This window comes from Muricauda sp. SCSIO 64092 (assembly GCF_023016285.1).
Lineage (GTDB): Bacteria > Bacteroidota > Bacteroidia > Flavobacteriales > Flavobacteriaceae > Croceivirga.
In genome coordinates this window covers 5,428,878-5,449,845 of sequence record NZ_CP095413.1, presented here as the reverse complement: position 1 = coordinate 5,449,845, position 20,968 = coordinate 5,428,878, and the positions used below count along the sequence as shown (strand labels likewise).

General features: G+C 41.8%; 19 protein-coding genes. 6 read left to right on the top strand and 13 right to left on the bottom strand.

All coding sequences use genetic code 11. The features are described 5' to 3' along the window. Positions 1-33: 33 nt before the first annotated feature. A complete protein-coding gene (locus L0P88_RS22750; protein ID WP_247132306.1) occupies positions 34-2,199 on the top strand; it encodes a M1 family metallopeptidase in 2,166 nt (721 codons plus the stop codon). After that, positions 2,196-3,110: a patatin family protein gene (locus L0P88_RS22745; RefSeq protein ID WP_247132304.1), complete on the top strand. Its 915-nt coding sequence runs from the start codon at positions 2,196-2,198 to the stop codon at positions 3,108-3,110. The genes L0P88_RS22750 and L0P88_RS22745 overlap by 4 nt, the downstream gene beginning before the upstream one ends. 73 nt (positions 3,111-3,183) lie before the next feature. On the opposite strand, the gene L0P88_RS22740 is transcribed toward L0P88_RS22745, so the two are convergent. From L0P88_RS22740 to L0P88_RS22720, 5 genes are all read right to left on the bottom strand, one after another. Next, positions 3,184-3,702 (bottom strand): hypothetical protein, encoded by a 519-nt coding sequence (locus L0P88_RS22740; RefSeq protein WP_158778900.1) that lies wholly within the window; start codon positions 3,700-3,702, stop codon positions 3,184-3,186. A gap of 62 nt (positions 3,703-3,764) precedes the next feature. After that, positions 3,765-4,535, bottom strand: coding sequence for a hypothetical protein (locus tag L0P88_RS22735; RefSeq protein ID WP_247132302.1), 771 nt, complete (start codon positions 4,533-4,535; stop codon positions 3,765-3,767). Then, the gene (locus L0P88_RS22730) at positions 4,528-4,680 is read right to left on the bottom strand and encodes a hypothetical protein (protein ID WP_247132300.1); all 153 of its coding nucleotides are present in this window, start codon (positions 4,678-4,680) and stop codon (positions 4,528-4,530) included. The genes L0P88_RS22735 and L0P88_RS22730 overlap by 8 nt, the downstream gene beginning before the upstream one ends. Before the next feature lie 57 nt (positions 4,681-4,737). Next, positions 4,738-5,976, bottom strand: a complete 1,239-nt coding sequence (locus L0P88_RS22725; protein WP_409557742.1) for an amidohydrolase — start codon at positions 5,974-5,976, stop codon at positions 4,738-4,740. A 52-nt stretch (positions 5,977-6,028) separates the two neighbouring features. Next, entirely contained in the window at positions 6,029-6,568 is a 540-nt protein-coding gene (locus tag L0P88_RS22720) for a DsrE family protein (RefSeq protein ID WP_247132289.1), read from the bottom strand. A gap of 391 nt (positions 6,569-6,959) precedes the next feature. Here L0P88_RS22720 and L0P88_RS22715 point away from each other — a divergent pair, with 391 nt between their 5' ends. Further along, complete coding sequence (locus tag L0P88_RS22715) at positions 6,960-9,284, top strand: ATP-dependent helicase (protein ID WP_247132283.1); 2,325 nt, start codon at positions 6,960-6,962, stop codon at positions 9,282-9,284. Here L0P88_RS22715 and L0P88_RS22710 read toward each other — a convergent pair. Next, positions 9,281-11,107, bottom strand: coding sequence for a sensor histidine kinase (locus L0P88_RS22710; RefSeq protein WP_247132278.1), 1,827 nt, complete (start codon positions 11,105-11,107; stop codon positions 9,281-9,283). The genes L0P88_RS22715 and L0P88_RS22710 overlap by 4 nt on opposite strands. Before the next feature lie 93 nt (positions 11,108-11,200). On the opposite strand from L0P88_RS22710, the gene L0P88_RS22705 reads away from it, so the two are divergent. After that, positions 11,201-11,821, top strand: a complete 621-nt coding sequence (locus L0P88_RS22705) for an L-threonylcarbamoyladenylate synthase (RefSeq protein WP_247132252.1) — start codon at positions 11,201-11,203, stop codon at positions 11,819-11,821. 54 nt (positions 11,822-11,875) lie between these two features. Here L0P88_RS22705 and L0P88_RS22700 read toward each other — a convergent pair whose 3' ends face one another. The 3 genes from L0P88_RS22700 to L0P88_RS22690 all read right to left on the bottom strand — a co-directional run bounded on the left by L0P88_RS22700 (position 11,876) and on the right by L0P88_RS22690 (position 14,279). Next, positions 11,876-12,724, bottom strand: coding sequence for a flagellar motor protein MotB (locus L0P88_RS22700; RefSeq protein WP_247132244.1), 849 nt, complete (start codon positions 12,722-12,724; stop codon positions 11,876-11,878). A gap of 94 nt (positions 12,725-12,818) precedes the next feature. Next, positions 12,819-13,820, bottom strand: a complete 1,002-nt coding sequence (locus L0P88_RS22695) for a glycosyltransferase family 2 protein (protein WP_247132243.1) — start codon at positions 13,818-13,820, stop codon at positions 12,819-12,821. Positions 13,821-13,832: 12 nt separating this feature from the next. Continuing rightward, positions 13,833-14,279, bottom strand: coding sequence for a type I restriction enzyme HsdR N-terminal domain-containing protein (locus tag L0P88_RS22690; protein WP_247132241.1), 447 nt, complete (start codon positions 14,277-14,279; stop codon positions 13,833-13,835). A gap of 26 nt (positions 14,280-14,305) precedes the next feature. On the opposite strand from L0P88_RS22690, the gene holA reads away from it, so the two are divergent. Further along, positions 14,306-15,307, top strand: a complete 1,002-nt coding sequence (gene holA, locus L0P88_RS22685; RefSeq protein ID WP_247132239.1) for a DNA polymerase III subunit delta — start codon at positions 14,306-14,308, stop codon at positions 15,305-15,307. 1 nt (position 15,308) lies between these two features. Here holA and L0P88_RS22680 read toward each other — a convergent pair whose 3' ends face one another. The 4 genes from L0P88_RS22680 to L0P88_RS22665 all read right to left on the bottom strand — a co-directional run bounded on the left by L0P88_RS22680 (position 15,309) and on the right by L0P88_RS22665 (position 18,009). Then, positions 15,309-15,686, bottom strand: a complete 378-nt coding sequence (locus L0P88_RS22680) for a DoxX family protein (RefSeq protein WP_247132237.1) — start codon at positions 15,684-15,686, stop codon at positions 15,309-15,311. 133 nt (positions 15,687-15,819) lie between these two features. Next, the gene (locus L0P88_RS22675) at positions 15,820-16,188 is read right to left on the bottom strand and encodes a hypothetical protein (protein ID WP_247132236.1); all 369 of its coding nucleotides are present in this window, start codon (positions 16,186-16,188) and stop codon (positions 15,820-15,822) included. 30 nt (positions 16,189-16,218) lie between these two features. Beyond that, positions 16,219-16,710 (bottom strand): DoxX family protein, encoded by a 492-nt coding sequence (locus L0P88_RS22670; protein WP_247132235.1) that lies wholly within the window; start codon positions 16,708-16,710, stop codon positions 16,219-16,221. Positions 16,711-16,833: 123 nt separating this feature from the next. Further along, positions 16,834-18,009, bottom strand: coding sequence for a helix-turn-helix domain-containing protein (locus L0P88_RS22665; protein WP_247132234.1), 1,176 nt, complete (start codon positions 18,007-18,009; stop codon positions 16,834-16,836). Positions 18,010-18,152: 143 nt separating this feature from the next. Between L0P88_RS22665 and L0P88_RS22660 the strand changes: the two genes are divergently transcribed. Beyond that, positions 18,153-20,933: a M16 family metallopeptidase gene (locus L0P88_RS22660; protein ID WP_247132233.1), complete on the top strand. Its 2,781-nt coding sequence runs from the start codon at positions 18,153-18,155 to the stop codon at positions 20,931-20,933. Positions 20,934-20,968: the final 35 nt, after the last annotated feature.

The following is a 20,968-nucleotide window of genomic DNA, read 5'->3' as shown; positions in this document are numbered from 1 at the left end:
TAAATTGGCTTGAATTTTGAGGATAGGCTACGTATGAGATATTTGTTTCCTGTTTTTTTATTGTTGTCCCTGCTCTGTTTTTTGCAGCGACAGAAAAGTGTGGATTTCATTAAAGTGGATGCTAAAATCACCCCTTCTTTTTCCAATAAAACAATAAAGGGATGGGCTACCTATGAGTTTGATTTGATTTCCAGGACGGATTCCATTTTTTTGGATGCCGTAAACATGACTTTTGAAAAGGTCGAATTAAACGGAAAGAAAATCAAGTATTCAAATTCAAACCAAAGAATTGGTGTCAAAGCACCTAGAAAGCTTGGTAATCACCTTTTGGAATTGACTTATTCCGTCAAACCGAATCAAGCGGTATATTTCACGGGTTGGGATGGGCTGGATTCGGTTCTAAAAAAAACCGATAGCTTAAACCCTACATACAAGGGTATAGTATCCGCGCTAAATTCCAAATTATTACATCTACATAATCGAAAAAAAGCCCAAATATGGACCCAGGGACAGGGGAAGTATACCAGTCATTGGTTGCCTTCCATTGATGATATGAACGACAAAATCGAATTCGATTTCACCATTACAGCTCATAAGGAATATACCGTTATATCCAATGGAAGGTTAACGGATAAAACTATGGACAATGGATCAGGGAAATGGCATTTTGACATGAACCATCCCATGAGCAGTTATTTGGCCGCCTTTGTGATTGGAAATTTTGACAAAGAAGTGATACAATCCAGCTCTGGAGTGCCCATAGAACTGTATTATGCGCCTGAGGACAGTCTAAAAATGGAACCTACATATCGCTATACCCAGGAGCTGTTTGATTTTTTGGAGGAAGAGATCGGTGTTCCATACCCATGGCAAAACTACAAGCAGGTCCCTGTTCAGGATTTTCTCTATGCGGGCATGGAAAATACGTCCTGTACCGTATTCTCCAATCAATATGTCATTGATTCCATCGCCTTTGTGGACAAAAACTATGTCAATGTCAATGCACATGAACTGGTACACCAGTGGTTTGGCAATATGGTTACCGAAGTTAGCGGTAAACACCATTGGCTACATGAAGGTTTTGCAACCTTTTACGCCTATTTGGCAGAAAAAGAAGTATTTGGCGAAGACCATTTTTACTGGAAGTTGTACCAAACGGCCAAAACCTTGCACAACCTTTCTGAAAATGAGGGTGGGGAAGCGTTAACGGACCCTAATGCCAATAGTCTGACCTTTTATGAAAAAGGAGCTTGGGCACTGGCCATGCTTCGTGAGGAAATTGGGGAAGTTGCCTTTAAAAAGGGGATTAAGGCCTATTTGGAGAAATACGCCTTTACGAATGTTACCATTGACAATTTTCTTTCAGAAATGGAAATGGTATCGGGCTTGGACTTGACGGATTATCGTGAAAAGTGGTTGGAAAGTGAGGAATTCCCATGGCAAGAAGTAAAGGCCCATCTAAAGAAAGCCAACAAGTCCTTAAAGCTTTTCTTTGAGATTGAAAATACAGTTACGGACACAACAATCATGGATGAACAAAAACTGGCACTGCTATGGGAAAATGAAATCCCGGAAGAATTTAAACGACAGTTTATTTTTACCTATGGCAACCGGATTCCAGATTCCAGTTTAAGTGAAATCATTGCCAACACGCCTTTACGGATAAGACAGGCAGTTGCGTTAACGGTTCCCAAAGTACCCAAAGAACTGCAATCCGATTTTGAAAGCATGCTGACCGATCAGAGCTATGTAACCCAGGAAACCGTTCTTTTTAAGCTCTGGGATGCTTTCCCTAAAAATAGGGCAGCTTATTTAGACCAATTGGATGGGGTAGTGGGACTGCCCAATAGAAATGTAAGATTACTGTGGTTGACACTGGCATTGCTAAGTCAGGATTATCAACCGGAAAGAAAGAAATCCTTTTATGACGAATTGAATGGCTATACCGCTTCACATTTCAATTTTGAAGTACGGCAATTGGCTTTCCAATATTTACATCAAATACGTGCATTGAATGATGTTTCCCTCAGAAACCTAGTTCAAGCGTGCAATCACCATATTTGGCAATTCAAAAAATCATCGAGAAAGTTAATTCGCAAAATAAACGCTTTGCAGGATGGGAAAAATCAATTGCTCGCCCTACGGGAAAAACTTTCGGAAAAGGAAAGGAAAACATTAAAAAACGTACTCAGTCCATGAAAGCATTGGTCATTTCCGGCGGTGGGAGTAAGGGTGCCTTTGCTGGGGGCGTAGCCCATTACCTGATTGAGGAAGCAAAGAAGGAATACGACATCCTGGTGGGTACTTCAACAGGAAGTCTATTGATATCCCATTTGGGATTGGGAAAGATCACTAAAATCCGTGACATCTATTCTTCGGTCGATCAGGATAGCATTTTCAATAACTGCCCATTTGTTATCCGGAAAAAATTTGGGGCCGATCTTATTGGAATGAACCACTGGAACATCCTTAAGAATTTTATCAGGGGCAAAAAAACCTTTGGGGAAAGTGAGAACCTAAGGGAACTTATTCGCAATAGCATTACACAGGAAGAGTTCAACACCTTAAAGCAAGGTCCAAAGGATATTGTGGTCACGGTATCCAACCTTTCCCTTAATCGTATTGAATACAAATCCATCAACGATTTTGATTATGATGAATTCTGTGACTGGATTTGGATTTCTGCCAATTACACCCCTTTTATGAGTTTGGTCCGAAAAAATGGTTGTGAATATGCGGATGGGGGTCTGGGAAGTCTTGTTCCCATTGAAGAGGCCATTGTTCGTGGCGCGACCGAAATAGATGTTATCGTGCTTCGCACCGAAGTAAGCTATTACAATCGAATGCCATCCCGAAACCCCTTTGAGCTTTTGACCAGTATGTTTTCCTTTGTATTGGATCGTATCGAAAACCAGAATATACGTGTGGGCAAGCTGGTCGCCAATCAACGGGATGCCATTATCAATCTGTATTACACCCCAACCGTTTTGACTACGAATTCCCTCATTTTCAACAAGGAAAAAATGAGGTTATGGTGGAAAAAAGGGTACCTCTATGCCAAGAACAAGAATGTGGAAAGCATGCCCATTGAACCGGATTTGCACGAATGATCAGTGGTGGGCCCATAAAGGAATTCCTTTATGATCGATAGCATGTTTCATTGTGGAGATCAATGTGTATTTTTTACCAAAGATCACCGATTTCTTTCTTTACAAATGCCAAGGCGGTGGCAGATGGCGACTGTTTTTCCATGGACTGGTTTAAGATATCCTCACGGAGTTTATCGGCCGATTCCGAATCGCTCATTCCCGCGGATCGAATAATCTGAATAGTGGCACTTTTCGCCGCTTTGATGATATTCCAACACTCATCGCTCATATACACCTGCTGGGAGAGGTTGTGCTCAAATTCATTTTCAATTTGTTTGATGAGCAAATTTTCATAATTGGATTTATTCTGTCCTTTTGGAGCAACGCGCACAACCAAATTATTGATGGCTATGCGTTCCAGGAACAAAACCATACGCTCATAGGCCTGCAATCGTATTGGTAAGGTTTCTTTTTGGGAATCCTTATGTAATAAAAATCGTCTTCGTCCTTCTTCATTTCTGGTATGTAAACGAAAAAAATAGAATGCTACGGCTCCCGTGACCACAGCGGGTAACAAATAGGCAAACAATTGAAAAATCTGGTCTCCGCTCATGTTGTGTTTTGGTTTTGATGTGTTAAGAACGGTAAACTATGGGGAAAAGTATATGGCAATTCTTATTTGAATTCCTCCTTTAACTGTGCATAAAACTCTTCCTTATTGGAGGTAAGTCGAATATTGATTCCCTCTTTAAAATTTCCATCCTTGACCAGGATATTCAAGTTCTCCGGTTTTATCCCTTCCACGGTCATCAACGCATTGGCCACCGAAAAGGACTGTTGGTAGGTCAACCCAAATTCCCCGGTAATGTTCAAACCTTCAACGAAAACCTGTCTGTCCGGATTGGCAATCAGTATTTGTGCCACTTTTGGTAAAAAAGTCCGCGCGCCTTCGGTTAGGGTGGTGTCCTGATCACTTTCAAAAAGAAAATCCATGCTATTGGAAATGATCACATCCCCGTTGCTTATTCCAATCTTGGCATCAGGTCCGAGGGTTTGTTTGGCTTGGGTAAGAATACCAATGGCCGTGGAATCATTTTGGCTAAAGTTATCCGTAATAAACTGTAATTGTCCTTCTTTGGCCTTTAAGCTGGCCAAAGCTTTGTTCACCGTTTCCGTATTCTGCTTGGAGATTTGGGAAAAACTACTCAAATTCTTCAATAAGGTGGCATTGGCATCCCGCAATTCAGTATTCTCTTTTTCAAAAAGTGCTGCCTTGGATACACTTACATTGACCTGCCTACTGGCTTTGGAAATGGAATCGTTCAGATTTGTAATGCTGTCCTTGAGCATTGCAATTTCATCCAATAGGTCCTTTTTCTTTTGTGCTTCCACTGTAAACACTGTTCCGGCAAACAATAAAAGGACTAGCGTAATTTTTTTATGCATAAGCTTTGGTTTTACCGTCTAGGTGGGGACAGTTCAACAAATCCTTTGTGGATTTAAACGGTACCCATGTTTTTTCGTAACCGTAAACGGACATTAAATCGCTGCTAAGATAGTCATCATCTACCTTTACTTGAATATCTTTCATTGTAAATTGGTAGGGACGTCCATATGCTGCCTATTGATTTTGTCCAACACAACAATATTATTTCCCTGCATTCAAATAATCCAGGGTAAGCTCGGTCATGGCTTTTACTCCTAATTGCATCCCGGCATCGTCAATTTTAAAATCCGGGGTATGGTGCGGATAGGGTGTGGTATTCCCTGGGGTCATTCCGCCCAGAAAAAAGTAAAACCCGGGGACTTCCCGTTGAAAATAGGAGAAATCCTCCGCTCCAGTAACAGCTTTGCCGTTCACCACATTTTCCTTACCAGCCACGCGCTGTAAAGTGGGTAACATCTGGGCCACTAAATCCGGGTCGTTGAACGTTATATCCGTAGCATCCTTGATTTCACAAGTGGCCTCTCCACCATATGCCTTGGCGATAGTGGACACCATCTCCTTCATCCGCTTGTTGATGTGATCTTTCATGTCATAATCCAAAGTTCGTATGGTACCGATCATTTCAGCCGATTCCGGAATGATATTGAACCGGACCCCGCTTTTAATTTTACCTACGGTAATGACCGCAGCTTCATTGGTCAAATTGGCCTCCCGACTTATAATGGTCTGTAACCCATCTATAATTTTTGCACTTATCAAAATGGGGTCAACACCAGACCAGGGTTGTGAACCATGACTTTGCTTCCCCTTTACCGTTATGGTAAAACTCTGTGCGGCGGCCATGGTGCCCCCTGCTTTATATCGAATGGTTCCAACCGGTGTTTGGGAGTTAATGTGCAATCCAAATATGGCATCCACATCAGGATTTTTTAGTACTCCTTCCTTTACCATCAATAAGGCTCCACCTTCTTCCCCGGGAGGTGGCCCTTCTTCTGCAGGTTGAAAAATGAATTTTACCGTCCCATTGATTTGGTTCTTATTCTTGGATAATACTTCGGCAACACCCATAAGGATGGCGGTATGGGTATCATGTCCGCAGGCGTGCATTACACCTACTTTTTCCCCTAAAAATTCTGAAGTGACCGTAGATTTAAAGGGCAGGTCATTGCGTTCGGTTACGGGAAGTGCATCAATATCGGCACGCAGGCCCACCACCTTACCGGGTTTGTTCCCTTTTAGGACCCCAACGACCCCGGTATGTGCTACCCCTGTGGTGAGTTCAATCCCCAGGGACCTCAAATGATTGGCAATTTTTTCCGCAGTCCTGAATTCCCTGTTCCCCAGTTCCGGATTTTGATGGATGTCATGCCGCCATTCGATTACTTTGGGTTCAACGGCCTTATAATCGTCTTCAAGATTTGGTCCCTGCGCGAATGCCATTAATGAAAAGAAGGATAACAGTACGGTAGTTTTAATTTTCATAATCAAGTGTTTAAAATTTTATCAGGCGATACCCATGGTTTTGTAACTGTATTAGGGCTGTCATTGCCGAGAGGGAAAGTTGCACGCCTTCCATGGTTTCCTGTCTCGGAAAATTTCGGGATAGTGATGATTGTCCACAAAAAATAAATTCGACCCCGGCATCCAGCAATTGCTGCACCATTTCGGCATTGGGATTGTCCACCCCAAAACGTTTTTGATAGGCTTGGTTGGTGATGATATCCTTGGAAGCCTTATTGTGTACTACCAGGGCAACTTTCATGTTTTCGGGAGACATACCACTTTGGGCATGCATATTCAAAAAACGGGCGGCCGTTTCAATACTTCCGTTGCGTTTAGAGGTATCTTCTGGACTGTCCATGATATCAAATACCACCTTGAATTCGGCATCCGCTTCAATTTTATAATCTGGGGATGTAATGGGCCACACCTTTCCATAGTCCTTAATTATGGGACCGGTTTTCTTTTCCTGGGCTTTTCCGGTATACATCAAGAGCATACTAAGTACAATAACGGGAAGTAAAGGTTTCATGGTGCCTAAGATATTAAATGGAATTCAAATGAACCATCATGGGGCAGGACCATGGTGCTGCAAGAGACAAGAACCGAGAATCAAGAGTCAAGACGGAAGACATAAGATATGAGATATAAGATATGAGACACAACACTTGTCCCATTGTGCATCCTAATTCCTGACCCTTAACCTTTAACCTTTAACCTTTAACCTTTAACCTTTAACCTTTAACCTTTAACCTTTAACCTTTAACCTTTAACCCTCAACCTTTAACCCTCAACCTTTAACCCTCAACCAGAGCTCCCCGAAATTCTTAGGCTCACATCGACTGTTTAAAAATAATGAAGGTTACATTTTTCGAAACTCCAATTAATGGCTAATTTCACCTTTTCAGTTTAAGGAAGGATCAATGTCATATCTGGATGAACTAAATGATGCCCAACGGAGTCCTGTGCTACACAAGGAGGGACCACTCATGGTCATAGCTGGTGCCGGTTCCGGAAAAACCAGGGTATTGACCTATCGTATTGCGCATTTAATGGAGCAAGGGGTGGATTCCTTTAATATTTTGGCATTGACCTTTACCAACAAAGCGGCACGAGAGATGAAAAAGCGTATTGCCGATATTGTAGGTGCCTCCGAAGCTAAAAACCTTTGGATGGGTACCTTCCATTCCATTTTTGCCCGCTTGTTGCGGTATGATGGTGATAAATTGGGCTTTCCAAGCAACTTCACCATTTACGATACCCAGGATTCCCAACGTTTGATTGCTTCCATTATTAAGGAAATGGGCCTGGACAAGGATATTTACAAGTACAAACAAATCCAAAACAGGATTTCTTCCTATAAGAATAGCTTGATCACGGTTAAGGCGTATTTTCAAAATCCTGAATTGATGGAAGGGGATGCCATGGCCAAGCGTCCGAGGATGGGCGAGATTTATCAAAACTATGTAAATCGTTGTTTTAAGGCGGGAGCCATGGATTTTGACGATCTGTTGCTGCGTACCAATGAACTGCTGAACCGTTTTCCGGAAGTGCTCATGAAGTATCAGGAACGGTTTAAATACATATTGGTGGATGAGTATCAGGACACCAATCACTCGCAATACCTGATTGTTAGGGCATTGGCGGACCGCTATCAAAACATTTGTGTGGTGGGGGATGATGCTCAAAGTATTTACTCATTCCGTGGTGCCAATATCAGTAACATCCTCAATTTCCAAAGGGATTATGATGATGTTGGCGTATACCGTCTGGAACAAAACTACCGTTCCACAAAAAACATTGTCAATGCCGCCAATTCCATTATCGCCAAAAACAAAAACCAATTGGAGAAGGTGGTATGGACGGCCAATGATGATGGTAACAAAATAAAAATACATCGAAGTGATACGGATGCCGAAGAGGGTCGATATGTAGCCAGTTCCATTTTTGAGAACAAAATGCAACAACAACTTGGAAATGGGGCGTTTGCGGTTTTGTATCGAACCAATTCACAATCCAGGGCAATTGAAGATGCCCTGAGAAAAAAGGATATTCCCTATCGCATTTACGGCGGGCTTTCATTTTACCAACGGAAGGAAATAAAGGATGTTCTTGCCTATTTAAGATTGGTAGTAAACCCCAAGGACGAAGAGGCTTTAAAACGGGTCATTAACTTCCCGTCCAGGGGTATTGGACAAACTACCGTGGACAAATTGACCGTTGCCGCCAACCATTACGACCGTTCGATTTTTGAGGTCATGGAGCGTTTGGATAAGCTGGACTTGAAGATCAATTCTGGTACCAAAAACAAACTTGGGGATTTTGTTACCATGATCAAGAGCTTCCAAATCCTGAACGAAAGCGCAGACGCCTTTGTCCTTGCGGAACACGTGGCCAAAAAGACGGGACTGTTGTTGGAATTTAAGAAGGACGGCACGCCAGAGGGTATAGGACGATTGGAAAATATAGAGGAATTGCTCAATGGTATCCAGGATTTTGTGGAAGGTCAGAAGGAATTGGCAGAGGCCACGGGCAGTCTTACCGAATTTTTGGAAGATGTAGCATTGGCGACCGATATGGATAAGGACATTGGCGATGACGATAGGGTGGCTTTGATGACCATTCACCTGGCCAAAGGATTGGAATTTCCCTTTGTTTATATCGTTGGGATGGAAGAAGATTTGTTCCCCTCGGCCATGAGCATGAATACCCGAAGTGAATTGGAAGAGGAACGCCGCCTCTTTTATGTGGCTTTGACCAGGGCCGAAAAACAGGCGTATCTTACCTACACGCGCAATCGGTATCGTTGGGGAAAATTGATTGATGCCGAACCCAGTCGGTTTTTGGAAGAGATGGATGAACAATATATTGAAAATCTAACCCCCATTACCGACAGCTATCGCTATAAATCCCTAATTGGCAATGATATTTGGGGAGAAGTGGATAAAAGCAAGTTGCGTCAAGTAAAACCTAAAAATGGAACACCCCCTTCCGGTCCCAAACCTTCGGAAAACCAATTAAGGAAACTTAGAAAGTTAAAACCAAATCTTGGCAACCCGGATCACACCTCTTCCGAAACACCGGATTTGGCTATCGGCAGCGTGGTGAACCACACTCGTTTTGGAAAGGGCAAAGTACTGAAAATAGAGGGGGTTGGAAACGACAAAAAAGCGGAAATACAGTTCGAAAGGGGGGACGTGAAGAAATTGCTGCTGCGCTTTGCGAAATTAGAGGTGATCGATGGCTAAGAAAGAATGCTTTCACGGGTTAGGCTGGTGGGAACCGTAAACGAAAAAACACTACCTGTACCACGCTCAGAGGAAATATTGATTTTACCCCCATTTCTCTCCACAAAATCCTTACAAATGGAAAAGCCAAGTCCGGTTCCGATTTCGTTCTGTGTTCCTTTGGTGGTATAGCCTTCCGTATTGGCGTTCATCAGGGTATCCATTTGTTTTTTGGTCATTCCCACTCCAGTATCGGAAATACTGATCACTATAAAATTGTCCTTTTCCGAAATACGGAATGTTACCGTATCTCCTTTGGTAGTGAACTTCAATGCATTGGAAAGAAGGTTCCGTATCACAAAATCCATCATGTCCTTATCGGCAAATGCCTTTGAGACCTTACTTTGTTCAAATTCCATAACGATACCCTTTCGCTGAGCATTGTCCTTGAACAGTGTCATGTTGCCCTCGATAAGCTTGCTTACGTGGAACGCTTTTTTGGACATATCATGATCGTTCATTTGAGTCTTGGCCCAGTTGAGCAGATTATCCAATAAAAGTTGAAGGTTTTGGGAGGAATCCACCAAATACTTGGTGAAAACCGTTTTTTCTTTTTCACTTAAGGTAGATTCCTCGTCAAGAATTTTGGCCAAAGAAAGTACATTACCGGTATGTCCCCTTAGGTCATGGGAGATTATGGAGAAAAATTTGTCCTTTACCCTAGAAGCTTCCTTTAATTCCTCTTCCGACTCCTTAAGCTTTACATTCAATCCATTGAGGGCTTTATTGTTTTCATTAAGGTCAACGATTTGATGGCGTATTTTTGCAATCAGCGAATTATAGGTAGAGGTAAGCCTATTGATTTCACTTACATTTATTCCCGGTTGTACCATTAGCCCCCCTTCAAAGTTTTTTTCCGTTATATAGTCCATGTCCGTTACCAAACGCTGCAAGGGAATGGCGATATGCCCTGAGAAAAAGATACTGAAGAGGATTGCAAAAACGACCGTAATGACAAAAAAGAGCACGATGTACGAACGGATACTATTGGTCAATAGCTGCAGATTGGTATCCACTATTTGATAGAGCTGGTTTATCCCATGGTCCAACCTTTGGTTCAAAACATAGATTTCCCTTACATATCCCCTGTTCTCGTTTCCTATTTCGCGCTCGAGGGATACAATGGCATTAAAACTCTCCTGGTAGTTTTTAAGGACGTCTATTGATTTTTGATTTTTTTCGGTATTTGCGGACATCCTTTGTATAATGGAATCTGATTTTCTATTTAACAATTGGGTATAGATGGGATCGTCCCTGAGAAAAAAATCTTTTTCGTGTCTGCGCAACATCAGGTTTTCGGCCAAGGTAATGCCGTCAACATTTTCGAGGCTATGAATGTGTTTCCTCATGTTCCCTTCAAGGCCAAAATCCTTGAATCCCCTTTTTACTTGTAATGCAAGTACGGTATCTATTATGGATTGTAGTGCTGCAATATTCTTCTGGATGGCATCAAGCCGTCCACCTACAATGGTATCCTGTGAAAATTCGGACGATTTTACTTCCCGGAGGGCATCATCCGCAACCCTTACGTAGTTTTTGTAACGTTTCAGGTTTTTTGTGGTTCCAGATAGGTAAAAAGAATCTATCTTAGTATCAGTATCAAGGACATTGGAGAATGCACTGGCCGCTTTTAAGCGGTTAATATTGAAAAAAACGACCTGCTCTTTAAAGTACTTTGCCCTATTGACCTTTTTATAGGAGCTGTACGAAAAAATTACGAAAGGGGTTACCAATAAGCTTAAGGCTAAAAAAGCTAGTAGTATTCTTCCCCTAATACTGTTCATAATGATTCATTTGGGACAATCTAAAAACGATTGTAAAATGATTAAAGTATATGATCTGTAATAAAAAACGTACAATTCTAAATTTGGAAATTTGTGGCTAGGTTCATTAGGTTGTATGAAGAAAATCCGGACCCTAAAAAAGTTGTCGAAGTAGTATCCGTTCTTAAAAAAGGAGGACTGATTATTTACCCAACGGACACGGTTTATGGTTTGGGTTGCGATATTACGAATACAAAGGCCCTGGAAAAAATTGCCCGTATCAAGGGCGTAAAATTATCCAAGGCCAATTGGTCCTTTGTTTGTGCGGATTTAAGTAATCTTTCGGACTATGTGCGGCAAATAGATACGGCTACCTTTAAGATATTGAAGCGGGCCCTTCCCGGCCCTTACACTTTTGTATTGCCCGGCAACAACAATCTTCCAAAGGATTTCAAAAAAAAGAAAACGGTAGGGATTCGTGTGCCAAACAATGCTATTGTCATCAGTTTGGTGAAGGCCCTAGGAAATCCCATTGTTTCAACTTCCATACATGACGAGGATGATGTCCTGGAGTATACCACAGATCCCGAACTTATTTTTGAGAAATGGCAAAATCTTGTGGATATTGTGATTGATGGGGGATATGGGGATAATGTGGCCTCTACCATTGTTGACCTTTCCGATGGGGAACCCTTGATCCTAAGGGAAGGAAAGGGTTCCATCGATATTTTTTAAACAAAAAAGACGGTCAATTGACCGCCCTTTTTGTTTACTTGTCCTGAAGGAATCCTAATTGATGGCAGAATCTTTCATTCCTTCCTCGATCATGCTATAGAACTGATCCAATTTTGGAAGTACCACTATACGTGTCCTTCTGTTTTTGGCCTTTTCGGTAGTTGAAACAGGAATATATTCCGACCTTCCGGCAGCAGTCATTCGTTTTGGATCGACCCCATAATCGTTTTGAAGTATCCTTACGATTGAAGTCGCCCTTTTGGCACTCAAATCCCAGTTGTCCAACAATACGCCGCTTCGGTAAGGCACATCATCCGTATGGCCTTCCACCATAAATTCAAAATCGGGCTTGTTGTTTACCACCTTGGCTACTTTGCCCAGTACTTCTTTGGCGGCATTTGTAACATTATAACTACCGCTTCTAAACAAAAGCTTGTCTGAAATGGATACGAAAACGACACCTTTTTCCACACTGACTTCGATGTCCTCATCATCCAAATTGCCCAAAACGCCTTTAAGGCTCTGTACCAAGGAAAGGTTAACGGAATCCCTTCGGGTCACGGCATCCTGTAGTCTTCTAATGGTCAAATCCTTTTCGCGAAGGCTTTCCAATGATTTTTCAAGGTTTTCTGCCCCTTTCGCAGTTAAGGTGGTCAAATCCCCCATATTATTGATCAATTCCTGGTTGTTGGCACGTAAGAAGGCGTTTTGGTCCTCCAAAGCCTTCATTTTTGAAGTTGCCGTTGCCCTTTCTTCCAGGCAATCATTGAGTTTTACAGTAGCAGAGTTCAACAAATCCTGGGCTTCTTTATGCTTAGCCTCCAGTTCCGCATATTTTTTTTGGGAAACACAAGAGCTCAATAAAATGGCCAGACCAAGCATCCCTAGAAAAACTTTTTTCATAATACTAAATATTTCAATGGTTAAATAGATACGATTTTTCCTAATTATTCCGCCAAAATTAGATAAAAACGGATTGGGCAAAATTTCTCTATCGTTAATCTTTTACTAAAATGTTATAGTTGTTAACCTGATGTACGAAGTGTGACCATACTATAGATTTCACGGGATAGTATTTTATCAAAAAATTAGTCTTTTCCCTTTTTCGGTAAATCATTGAAAAGTTGCGATAAAAACTCAGGTGCGCTTTAAGAATGGCAAATGTGTGCCTTGCCCTAAATTGGGCCAAAAAACGAAGTGCTGCGATGCCATCCAGCACCAAACGGAAAAATAAAATGGGATAAGCGGATTTAGCCGGCAGGTTTTTGGTGATGGTATACAGGGAATTTCTAAAGTTTAGAAAGGTTTTATAAGGATTGGAGTTCTCTAATGTAAAACCTCCCATATGGAACACCTCACTGTGGCCAACATAATACACGGCATGTCCATTGTTTTTTGCCCGCCAACAAAGATCGATCTCTTCTTGATGCGCAAAATAATCATCATCAAAACCTTGGAGCTCCTTAAAAACAGCACTTCTAATAAACATACAGGCTCCGGTTGCCCAGAAAACCTCCTTGATGTCGTTGTACTGTCCCAGGTCTTTTTCCAATGCCTGGAAAATACGTCCCCTGCAAAAGGGATAGCCCAACTTGTCAATAAAGCCTCCCGCTGCCCCGGCATACTCAAAATAGGTCGGGTTGTTCAAATCCAGGATTTTGGGCTGGGCTATGGCGAGGTCCCGGTTGTTTTTAAATTGTTCCAAAACCGGGGGCAACCAGTTTTTGGTTACCTTAACATCAGAGTTTAACAGACAATAAATATCGGCGTCTATGGATTTGAGACCAAGATTATACCCTCCGGCGAATCCATGGTTTTTGTCATTTTGGATCACATGCACCTCTGGAAACCTCTCTTTGAGCACACTGATCGAATCATCGGTGGAGGCATTGTCTATAACATAGATATCGGCACCTTCGGAAAATTCCAAAACACTCGGGAGGAACCGTTTCAACAGTTCGGCCCCGTTCCAGTTCAGTATCGCGATAGCTACCCTCAAGACGGCTGCAAATTAACGGCTAAAATCAGGAATATCCTTTAGAAATCGATATTTTTCATTTTCCATGTCCATCCTACAGTAATAGTGCTCCAAACCATTGGTGACCATGAGGTATTTGGAATTTGCCCTTAAATTGTACCTTGCCATTTGGTCAAAAGTATTTTGGGTTATGGATACTTTTGGGGATTTACATTCCACTAGGATCTCAATGGAACCATCGGTATTAAAGACAATCACATCGTATCGCTTTCTTAGCCCATGGAGCAGTAACTGTTTTTCGATATTGATATGTCCCAAGGGGTATTTTTTAATGGTTGAAAGATAGTGGACTACATGTTGCCTGACCCATTCTTCGGGATGAAGGACCACAAACTTTTTACGTACAATGTCAAATATCCGAAGTTGATTTTCGGTATTTTTAACCCTAAAGTTGAATTTGGGGAAATTAAGACGTTCCATAAGGCAAAAGTGAAGTTTTTTTCATAATGAAAGAAGTAAAACAGATAGTATCGGCCATAAAGGCAGGGGATATTAAACCCATATACTTTTTGATGGGGGATGAGCCCTACTATATTGATAAGATAGCCGATTTTATTGCCCAAAACGTCCTTACGGAAGAAGAACGTGGATTCAACCAAATGGTGGTTTATGGAAAAGAGACTTCCGTGGATGAGATCATATCACATGCCAAGCGATTCCCCATGATGGCCGAATACCAGGTTTTGATCGTAAAGGAGGCGCAACACCTGTCCCGAAATATAGAGCAGTTGGCTTCCTACTGTCAAAACCTTCAACCCACCACGGTCTTGGTGGTGTGTTACAAGTATAAAAAACTGGACAAGAGGAAGAAGTTGTACAAATCCGTTGTCCAATCGGGAGTTTTGTTTGAAAGCAAAAAATTGTACGAAAATCAGGTTGCCGACTGGATCCGCAGGGTGCTTTCCGGGAAGGGATATGGAATTTCCCCCAAATCCTCGGCCATGTTGGTGGAATATCTGGGAACCGATCTAAGCAAAATTGACAATGAGTTACAAAAGTTGTACCTGTCCATTGAAAAGGGCCAGGAGATTACCCCGGAACTTATTGAAAAACACATTGGGATAAGCAAGGATTACAACAATTTTGAGTTAAAAAAGGCCATTGCGGAACGAGATCTTTCCAAGACCAGTCATATCGTCCGGTATTTTTCGCAAAACCCAAAGGACAATCCATTTGTAGTTACCGTGACATTGCTACATACCTTTTTTTCACAGTTGTTGCAATACCATGGCTTGAACGACCATTCCTCAAAATCGGTTTCCCAAAGTCTGGGGATAAACCCCTATTTTATTGGGGAGTATCAAATAGCCGCAAAAAACTACCCCATGAAAAGGGTAAGCAAGATCATTTCGGGCCTTAGGGAACTGGATTTAAAGGGAAAGGGATTGGGCGCCCAGAATATTTCGCAGGACGACCTGTTAAAGGAATTATTGGGCCTTATCTATTGACCTATTTTCTGTCCACACTGTATTTCCCTGGTCCCAAGAAAATTATGGTGACAAAGCAGGTAGCATAAAGCAAGGCCAGTTCCTTTTTGCCAAAGGGATCGGGACCATGGACAACAAAACCGGCCACCAACATGGTCAATAATGCCGGAATGGCGGCAAATCGGGTCTTATATCCAAAGATCAATAGTATCGGAGCTATGAACTCACCAATTACCGTCAAAAAAAGTGATGGTCCCTCGCCAATACCCAGGGGATTGGCAAATTCCAAATTACCGGAAATCAACTTTTGCAGTTTGGGATATCCGTGGGTCATTAACATTAATGAAGGTGCTATTCGTAAAAGGGCAAGACCAATGTTAGTTAGAAAACTACTTTTCATTTGTGGGGGAAATTAATTTATGCAAATCTAAAATTTTTGAATGAATTACTTCCCCCGCCAAAATTTCCGGTCATATCCAATGGTGGTATAGCATTGGATCTATTGATTCTTAAGGATAAACTTTTGTGCCCTATTAGGGTTTTATACTTTTTTGATCTCCACCTTCAACATTAAAGATTGCATGGTATTCCAGGGTCTCCGGTTTATATTCAAATTGAATGGTACGATTGGGCTTACAGTCCAATTCGAATATATTGTCCTGGTTGACGAATTTGAATGCTACCGAGGATTGTGCCGTCGTTTCGGAGAGCGTTAGCTCATAAATCCCATCCCCGTTCCGATCTGTCATGGGAAGGGTCACTTGCCAGGGTGGATTTGTAAACTGCCCCCTAATCCCTACATTTCCTATATTTTCCATGCCGGACATATCCACTGTAAAGGTTATGGTTTTAAGATGTTCTTCTTGTACACAGGCGAAAAGCAGGGTAAGGGATGTTAGCATTATTACCCTTTTGGTCATTGATTTCATAGTTTAAAGTTTATATAGTTTTTTGCTTAATAGGTAGTCCAATCCAAATCGTCCTGAACCTAAATAGAAATGAAAAATGGCTATCCAGAGAAATCCCATTGCGGGCAACATTCCCCAGGTACCTTGACCCCATTTTTGAAGGAATATGGCAACCAGCATGGTACACATGATAAGAAAGGCAGAAACCCTTGTTTTTAACCCAAAGGCAAGAAATAGGCCACCAACGGCTTCACTAAAAGCTCCCATCCAAGCAAAAAATATGGGTGAAACGGCAAATATTCCACCGTATTCAGCGACATCCTTTGGAAACCAGGCGGCAACTTCAAATAAGTTAAGGTTCTGACTATCTGCAGTCCAGGGCATACCAAATTTTGAAGCGCCAAAATCCACAGCAAGAAGTAGGCCACAGATAAAACGTGGTACGGCAAACATGAGATCCCCTGACCAATGCTTTTGGGTAATGGGGTGTAAAATAATTTGAATTGCTTTTTTCATGACATTTTTAGTTTTTATTGAACAGGTCAAAACTCAAAAATGTCTGCCATTTCTACGTTTCAAATCATACTGAATAGGTATCAAATACGATTTGAGACGTCTTAGATCAATTGAAAAATATATCTAAACCGTGGTTTTCAGATAGTCAGTGGGGGAGAGCTGGGTTATTTTTTTAAATACCCTGTTAAAGGTCGCTTTGCTGTTGAACCCACATTCAAAGGCCATTCCAAGGAGGGATAGTTTGTTTTGTTTGTTCGCTTCCAGCATTTTTTTGAATTCATCAATTCGATATTGATTTATAAAATCGTTGAAGTTCTTTCCAAAACCGCTATTGATGGTTTCCGAAAGTTGTGCCCTATTCATATTTGCCAATTCGGATAGGTCCGCAAGGTTCAGTTCTGGGTTCAAATATGGCTTTTGGGCTTCCATAAGTGTTTTCAACTGGGTAACGGCCTCCTCAGTAACACCTTTTGAACTGGGGCTTGGCGCTTCTGGAATACTTACACGGGTAGGGGCAAAGCTGAAATTCAGCTTTTTAAGTTTGGTGGTATCCGTAAAATAGCCCTTTATGCCCACGTAGACAATGACCACTCCCGTAAGAAGTACCATCCACCATCGCTGCATATAGTTGAGTTCCATGACAAACTCCGCAACCAATGTCTGGACAAACCCATAGAAATAAAGAATGGAATACAAGATTAAAAAGGAGAGGATCCAGTTGAGTTCCAATTTGTAGATATTGGAAAAGTATTCCTTGATCTTTTTTCGATAGAAATAGAAAAGCTGAAACGTAAAAGCCAAATAAAGGAAGTTCTGGAAGTAGCCAAAAACATCATATAAGGGTAGTACAAAAGCTTCGTCCAAATGAATTTTCAGGTAGCCGTTTTGGATTTCGGAAAACCCACTCTGACTCGCGTCATAGGTATAAATGATGATTCTGTAGACTATGATGCTGAACGCAGGGATGAAGTGGAGCCAATCCTTTTTTCTAAATTGAAATGCGGACATGGTCACCGATTTCACATAAAGATAGATCAGTGGTGCAATAGCTACCGATAGTGTGATCAGGGCATAATTGATCTTGGTGTTCCTAAATGTATCGTACCATCCCATAAAACCAACAGTATAACAGGTTTGATGGTAACAAGTAATCACTAGAATGGAAAATAGGAACAGGTCCGAGATGTTTCCATTTTTCAGGTAACGTTGTAAGAGTAGAAAAGCAAAAATAAGTCCTTGTATTGTAAGTAAGAGCAGGGGAGTACTCCAAATATTGAAATCCGGAAACGTTAAAAACACGAACTATTTTTTCGTTAAAAATAGACATTATTCCTTTTTATTGGCTTCTTATATTTTTAACCGAAACGAGCACTGTAAGTAACAATTTGTTATCTTGTATTAGTAAAGTTTATCAATCAAATTACAATCTAAAACCCTTCAAAATGAGAAAATTACTTTGCATATTGGTATTGACCTTTCTTTGTGTCAATGGATTATGGGCACAAGACTTTCAGTTTAAAGCAGATGATATTGAAATTCCCTACAAGAAATACACCTTAAAAAATGGCCTTACCCTACTGGTCCATGAAGACCATAAAGCGCCAATTGCTGCAATTAACGTATGGTATCATGTGGGTTCCAAAAACGAAAAACTGGGAAAGAGTGGGTTTGCGCATTTATTTGAACATCTGATGTTCAATGGTAGTGAAAATTACAACACCGATTATTTTCAAGCGCTGGAACGTATTGGTGCCACGGATCTTAACGGAACTACCAATAATGATAGGACCAATTACTTCCAAAATGTTCCCATAGCTGCTTTGGACCAGGTACTATTTTTGGAATCTGACCGAATGGGACACCTGCTGGGTGCTATCGACCAGGCAAAACTGGATGAGCAACGAGGTGTGGTACAGAATGAAAAGCGTCAAGGGGAGAACAATCCTTATGGAATGCAATGGGATTATTTGACCAAGGCAATGTATCCTAAAGGCCATCCCTATTCCTGGACGGTCATTGGGGAAATGGAAGACCTGAATGCGGCTTCTTTGGAAGATGTACAGGAATGGTTCAAGTCATATTATGGAGCGGCCAATGCCGTATTGGCCATTGCGGGTGATGTAAATCCCGATGAAGTTTATCAAAAGGTGATTACGTATTTTGGTGATATCCCATCAGGACCGACCGTGGAGCGCCAGGAAGTCAATATTCCCAATAAGGTTTATGATTCGTATCAGGTATATGAGGACAGAGTACCCGAAACAAGGGTCTTATTTACATGGAACACTCCACAGTACGGTTCACAGGAGGATCTTCATTTTGATTTGATCTCGGCTATTTTGACCAATGGAAAGAATTCCCGTTTGTACAAAAAGTTTGTATACGAGGACCAGTCGGCCAGCGCAGCAGTATCGTTTCAAGCTTCCAGTGAAATTGCCAGTAGATTCATTGCCTATCTTAATGTTAAGCCTGGGGAGGATGCCAAAAAACTGGAAAAACAACTTTGGGAGGAGATTGCCAAGTTTATTGAAGAAGGTCCTACGGAAGCAGAGTTGAAAAGGGTAAAGGCAGATTATTTCGCCAACTTTATCAAAGGATTGGAGCGTATTGGAGGATTTGGCGGGGTATCCGATATCTTGGCATCCAACCAGACCTATCATGGGGATGCTTCCTATTATAAAACCCAACTAAAATATGTTGAGGAAGCCACGGTAGCGGATTTGAAAAATACTGCAAAAAAGTGGTTGACCAAAGGCAAGCATATTTTAGTCTGCAAGCCCTTTCCGGAATACGATGTGGAACAATCCACGGTAGATAGGAGCAAACTACCGGAATTGGGACCACAGAAAAGCTCCAAATTTCCGGACCTCCAACGTACGACTTTATCCAATGGCTTGGAAGTTGTTTTGGCGCAAAGAACAGGTGTGCCCACGGTAATTATCAATTTGGTGACCGATGCGGGCTATAAAACCGATCATTTATCCAGTCCTGGGACGGCAGAATTGGCCATGAACCTTATGGATGAAGGTACCAGGGAAAAGAACTCCTTGCAGATCAATGAAACACTACAATTATTGGGTGCATCCCTAAATACGTTTTCCAATCAGGACCAATCCAATGTCTACATGTCCACTTTAAAACAGAGCTTGGATGCAAGTTTAGATCTATTTGCGGATGTAGTCCTTAATCCTGAGTTCCCAGCTAAGGAATTTGATAGGTTAAAGAACGAGCAGATCAATGATATTAGGCAGGAAAAATCCCAGCCTGTGGCTATGGCCCTGAGGGTCATGAACAAGTACCTATACGGCGAAGGACATCCGTACAGCTCACCATACACCGGAACGGGGTATGAGGAAACCGTGGGGAAGCTCACAAGGGATGATATTGTTCAATTTTATGATACTTGGATCAAGCCCAACAACTCCACTCTCATTGTTACAGGGGATGTTTCCATGGATATGCTGAAGGCAAAGCTTCAAAAATCACTGGGGAAATGGAAAAGGGGAGAGGTTCCCCAGGTAACCTTTACCCCACCAAAGACCAATAGTAGGAACACCCTTTATTTAATGAATCGTCCGGAATCCCAGCAATCGGTTATCATAGCGGGACATTTAACGGATAAATACGGAGGCCTGTCAGAGGTTGCCTTGGAGCAAATGGTGAGCATTCTTGGTGGGGATTTCACCTCCCGTATCAACATGAATTTACGTGAGGACAAACACTGGTCTTATGGTGCAGGTGGTTTTGTCCTGGGTTCCAAGGAAGAACGTCCATTTATTCTTTACGCTCCGGTACAAACGGATAAAACAGCAGAGTCCGTTACCGAATTGCGAAAGGAAATCGGGGATTTTTTAACCTCCAGACCCCCCACACAGGACGAATTGGATAAAGTAAAGACCAATCAGGTATTGAAGCTTCCCGGACAGTGGGAAACCAACAGCTCCGTAAACAGTTCCGTAAGGAATATGGTCAGGTATAACCTGCCCAACGACTATTATCAAACGTATGATAAAAGTGTACGGGAACTGTCTTTGAACGATATCAAGGAAGTAAGTAAAAAAGTGGTAAAACCTGAAGAAGTGAATTGGTTCATGGTGGGGGACCGGGCCAAGATCATTTCCAAACTGGATGAACTCGGTTTTGATGAAATCATTGAAATCGATGCCGATGGCAATCCAACAGTGCCGGCAATGACGGATCAGGGATCGGACCTAAAGAACTAACGACCCAAAAAGTCTCCCCTACGTTATGGCATGGA

What these genes read in the sequence shown, in the direction of transcription:
- L0P88_RS22720 (WP_247132289.1), bottom strand. Translation starts at nt 6,568, where the DNA reads ATGAAACCTTTACTTCCCGTTATTGTACTTAGTATGCTCTTGATGTAT.
- L0P88_RS22690 (WP_247132241.1), bottom strand. Translation starts at nt 14,279, where the DNA reads ATGGAACGTCTTAATTTCCCCAAATTCAACTTTAGGGTTAAAAATACC.
- holA (WP_247132239.1), top strand. Translation starts at nt 14,306, where the DNA reads ATGAAAGAAGTAAAACAGATAGTATCGGCCATAAAGGCAGGGGATATT.
- L0P88_RS22670 (WP_247132235.1), bottom strand. Translation starts at nt 16,710, where the DNA reads ATGAAAAAAGCAATTCAAATTATTTTACACCCCATTACCCAAAAGCAT.
- L0P88_RS22730 (WP_247132300.1), bottom strand. Translation starts at nt 4,680, where the DNA reads ATGAAAGATATTCAAGTAAAGGTAGATGATGACTATCTTAGCAGCGAT.
- L0P88_RS22715 (WP_247132283.1), top strand. Translation starts at nt 6,960, where the DNA reads ATGTCATATCTGGATGAACTAAATGATGCCCAACGGAGTCCTGTGCTA.
- L0P88_RS22675 (WP_247132236.1), bottom strand. Translation starts at nt 16,188, where the DNA reads ATGCTAACATCCCTTACCCTGCTTTTCGCCTGTGTACAAGAAGAACAT.
- L0P88_RS22710 (WP_247132278.1), bottom strand. Translation starts at nt 11,107, where the DNA reads ATGAACAGTATTAGGGGAAGAATACTACTAGCTTTTTTAGCCTTAAGC.
- L0P88_RS22740 (WP_158778900.1), bottom strand. Translation starts at nt 3,702, where the DNA reads ATGAGCGGAGACCAGATTTTTCAATTGTTTGCCTATTTGTTACCCGCT.
- L0P88_RS22700 (WP_247132244.1), bottom strand. Translation starts at nt 12,724, where the DNA reads ATGAAAAAAGTTTTTCTAGGGATGCTTGGTCTGGCCATTTTATTGAGC.
- L0P88_RS22660 (WP_247132233.1), top strand. Translation starts at nt 18,153, where the DNA reads ATGAGAAAATTACTTTGCATATTGGTATTGACCTTTCTTTGTGTCAAT.
- L0P88_RS22745 (WP_247132304.1), top strand. Translation starts at nt 2,196, where the DNA reads ATGAAAGCATTGGTCATTTCCGGCGGTGGGAGTAAGGGTGCCTTTGCT.
- L0P88_RS22750 (WP_247132306.1), top strand. Translation starts at nt 34, where the DNA reads ATGAGATATTTGTTTCCTGTTTTTTTATTGTTGTCCCTGCTCTGTTTT.
- L0P88_RS22680 (WP_247132237.1), bottom strand. Translation starts at nt 15,686, where the DNA reads ATGAAAAGTAGTTTTCTAACTAACATTGGTCTTGCCCTTTTACGAATA.
- L0P88_RS22725 (WP_409557742.1), bottom strand. Translation starts at nt 5,976, where the DNA reads ATGGCATTCGCGCAGGGACCAAATCTTGAAGACGATTATAAGGCCGTT.
- L0P88_RS22735 (WP_247132302.1), bottom strand. Translation starts at nt 4,535, where the DNA reads ATGCATAAAAAAATTACGCTAGTCCTTTTATTGTTTGCCGGAACAGTG.